The following is a 3425-nucleotide window of genomic DNA, read 5'->3' as shown; positions in this document are numbered from 1 at the left end:
AAGTTAAAGCTTAGACACTTATTATTTTTCAAAGCTAGACAATATAAATACAAAAAAGAAGGTGACTCTAAACAAGTTAAGATAAAGGATAGAGCGAGTATTTCTGAAAGACCTAGCAGTGCTAATAATAGAAAAAATCTTTATCACTTTGAAGGTGACACTATTGTTGGTAAAGACCATAAAAGTGCTATTGTAACAATGGTCGATAGAGCTAGCAGATTTACTATTTTAGCCAAGTCTATAGATAGAACAGCTAATTCAATCAATAGAATATTGTACAAAGTATCTAATGGTCATAAAATATTAACAGCTACATTTGATAATGGTAAAGAGTTTGCTAAACATAAGAAGCTAACTAGCAAGACTGGCATCAAAGTATTCTTTGCTGATCCATACAGTCCTTGGCAAAGAGGTACTAATGAAAACATGAATAGGTATATCAGACAATTTATATCTAAAGGTACTAACTTTAACAATATATCTCATCAATACATTAGAAGTTACAGATAGACTTGAATAATAGACCTAAGAAATGTTTAAATTACTTGACACCTAATGAAGTACATTTTGGTATCTCTATAAACATTGAGAATACAATCTAGCATTCTAACTAAGAAAAGACTTATTGCAAAACTGGCATACAGAAACTATAATCTACACAATTATTGATAATAATTATCATTTATGGAATAAATAAATGTTAAAGTACAAGACTAAAACACAATATTTAATTAGAGGATATCTTCATAATTGTCCTGTCGCATACAGAAATAGACTTTTATCTTTAGGGTTATTACCTGGTAAAATCCTTGATATCAAGCGCAAAGCTATTTTTGGTGGCCCATGCCAAGTCAGTGTGAGAAATGCTGATATTTCAATACGTATAAAAGAGCTAGATTTATTAGATCTAGAGGAGATCAAATCATGAGATATGCCTTAGTAGGTAATCCGAATTGTGGTAAGACAACAATATTTAATGTCCTTACAGGGCTTAACCAAAAAGTTGGAAACTGGTCTGGTGTTACAGTCGATAAAAAAGTAGGATATTTTAAAGTTGACAATCAACAAGTTGAAATTGTTGATATTCCTGGCATATACAGTCTATCCGCATCAGATAATAGCTCTATAGATGAGCAAATAGCTTTTAACTATGTTATTCAAGAAAAACCCGATGCTATCATAAATGTGCTAGATGCATCTAATCTTGAAAGAAGCATGTATCTGACTATTCAGCTATTAGAGCTAAATGTACCTATGATTTTAGCTATCAACATGGTTGATGTTGCTAACAAAAATGGCGTCGTAATTAACTTTGATGGCTTGTCGAAACTCTTAGGGATAAATGTTTTTCCTGTGATAGGATCAAAAGGTGTTGGTATAAATGAGCTTAAAAATGCTCTTGTAAAGCCACAATTAACCCCACATTATGACTTAAGATCTCACTACTCCAAAGATATATTAGCATTAGATAATCAATTACAACAACTACGCCAATCTGATATTGCAAATCTATGGTTAGCAGGAGAGCTCTATGAGGGTAGAACTATTCAGTTAGAACATGACTCTCCGGATATTGATATTAATGCTCTACTTACTGAACATGCCAAGCTAATAACAAACTCAGGACATAAGATACCTGAAATTCGTTATAGTATTGTTGATGACATTATTGAAAAAACTGTAAATTATACAACTTCAAAATCTCGTAGAAATATAACTCAAATATTAGATTCTGTGTGTATGAATCGTTTTTTAGGTATACCCGTGTTTCTTATGATGATGTATCTAATGTTCTTTTTCTCAATTACGTTTGGATCTGCTGTTCAACCATTATTTGATGACTTTACAGCATCGGTATTTATAGATGGTGTAGCATACTACTCAAATGCTATTGGTCTACCTGAACAGTTGACTATGATACTCTCTCAAGGCTTAGGTACAGGTATTAATACTGTTCTTGCTTTTATTCCACAAATAGGATTCTTGTTTATATTCCTATCTTTACTTGAAGACTCCGGATATATGTCAAGAGCTGCATTTGTTATCGATAGATTTATGCAATCTATAGGATTATCTGGCAAAGCTTTTGTACCCATGATCGTTGGATTTGGGTGTAATGTTGCTTCAATAATGGCATCTAGAACATTAGAAACACGAGAAGATCGTCTAATGACTATTATGATGGCACCATTTATGTCATGTGGAGCTAGACTTGCTATCTTCTCGGTATTCGCAACAGCATTTTTTCCAGAGCATGGAGCATCTGTAATATTTTTATTATATTTACTAGGAATTATCGCTGCAATTTTAACTGGATATGTTATTAAGTTTACATTCCTAAAAAATGAAGCAACTCCTTTTGTACTAGATATACCAAAATATCACTTACCACACTTTAGTACAATTATGCTTTATAGCTGGAATCGCTTAAAATCATTCCTACTTAAAGCTGGTAAAGTTATTGTCCCAATAGCTATTATTATTGGTAGCCTAAACAGTATTAATGTTACTAAAAACGAATCAGCTCTTAGCTACGCAGGCAAAGAAATAACTCCAATATTTGCACCTATCGGAGTTAGTGATGATAACTGGCAAGCTACTGTTGGTTTGATGACAGGAGTACTTGCAAAAGAGGTTGTAGTAGGTACGTTAAACACTCTTTATACGCAAGATGATAGTCAAGGTATTCCCGATAGCTATAGCATTACAGACAACTTCAAAAATGCTATTTACACAACTTGGGATAACCTTTTCAACATGGATCTAAACCCAATCACAAGTAATGAGGCAGATGCTAATATGAGTAGCTCTGCTATGGGTAATATGACAAGTAAATTTAGCTCTGGGCTAGCTGCATTTTCATATTTACTATTCGTTCTATTATATATACCTTGTATATCTGTAATTGGTGCCACAGTTAGAGAATCTACTCGAAGCTGGGCAATATTATCTATATTATGGAGCTCAACTATTGCCTACACTTCTGCTGTAGTTGTATATCAACTTGGCAATATATTCAACACACCAGTCAAATCAATTATATATAGCACAATTGCCATAATTGGATTAGGTATTGTAATTGCTATAATGAGATATCTCTCAACTAGAACCAAGTTTGTAGCAAATTTAACTGGTTGCTCAACTTGCCAAGTTAGAAAATAAAAACACCTACTTTATTCTTAGCATTTATACATAAACTATAAGCAAAAATAAGCGATGGAAGGTATCTAATAATCCATAATAGTGCTAAAATTCAGATGTAAATCTAAGTTTAAGGCTTGCATGCTTAATAATAATTGCTAGATTGTATTCTGAAAGTTTTAAATAGTTGAAAGAGAGTTCCAAATATAGTTTATTAGGTTTTGACGAAACTAAAATAAACGATAAGGAACTAAAAAATGCCAAAGCACTTAACTCTTTCAAAT

The 3425-nt window shown here is 32.4% G+C and carries 2 protein-coding genes and 1 pseudogene; all 3 read left to right on the top strand.

Annotation, left to right across the window (positions count from 1 at the left end; translation table 11 throughout):
* A pseudogene (locus tag F8C69_RS09715) lies at positions 1–602 on the top strand (IS30 family transposase); the annotation flags it as partial.
* Positions 603–697: 95 nt separating this feature from the next.
* Positions 698–928 carry a FeoA domain-containing protein gene (locus tag F8C69_RS09710; RefSeq protein WP_159185016.1) on the top strand — a complete coding sequence of 77 codons (231 nt, stop codon included), beginning with the start codon at positions 698–700 and terminating at the stop codon, positions 926–928.
* Positions 925–3162 (top strand): Fe(2+) transporter permease subunit FeoB, encoded by a 2238-nt coding sequence (feoB, locus tag F8C69_RS09705; protein ID WP_159185015.1) that lies wholly within the window; start codon positions 925–927, stop codon positions 3160–3162. The genes F8C69_RS09710 and feoB overlap by 4 nt, the downstream gene beginning before the upstream one ends.
* Positions 3163–3425 lie beyond the last annotated feature (263 nt).

Origin of the sequence: Francisella noatunensis subsp. noatunensis (genome assembly GCF_009823375.1) — a bacterium.
GTDB classification, from domain to species: domain Bacteria; phylum Pseudomonadota; class Gammaproteobacteria; order Francisellales; family Francisellaceae; genus Francisella; species Francisella noatunensis.
The sequence above is the reverse complement of the archived record's forward strand: the minus strand, read 5'-3'. Positions and strand labels throughout refer to the sequence as shown.

Bases quoted from the DNA above. Each gene is read 5' to 3' on its own strand.
- F8C69_RS09710 (WP_159185016.1), top strand. From the start codon at position 698: ATGTTAAAGTACAAGACTAAAACACAATATTTAATTAGAGGATATCTT.
- feoB (WP_159185015.1), top strand. From the start codon at position 925: ATGAGATATGCCTTAGTAGGTAATCCGAATTGTGGTAAGACAACAATA.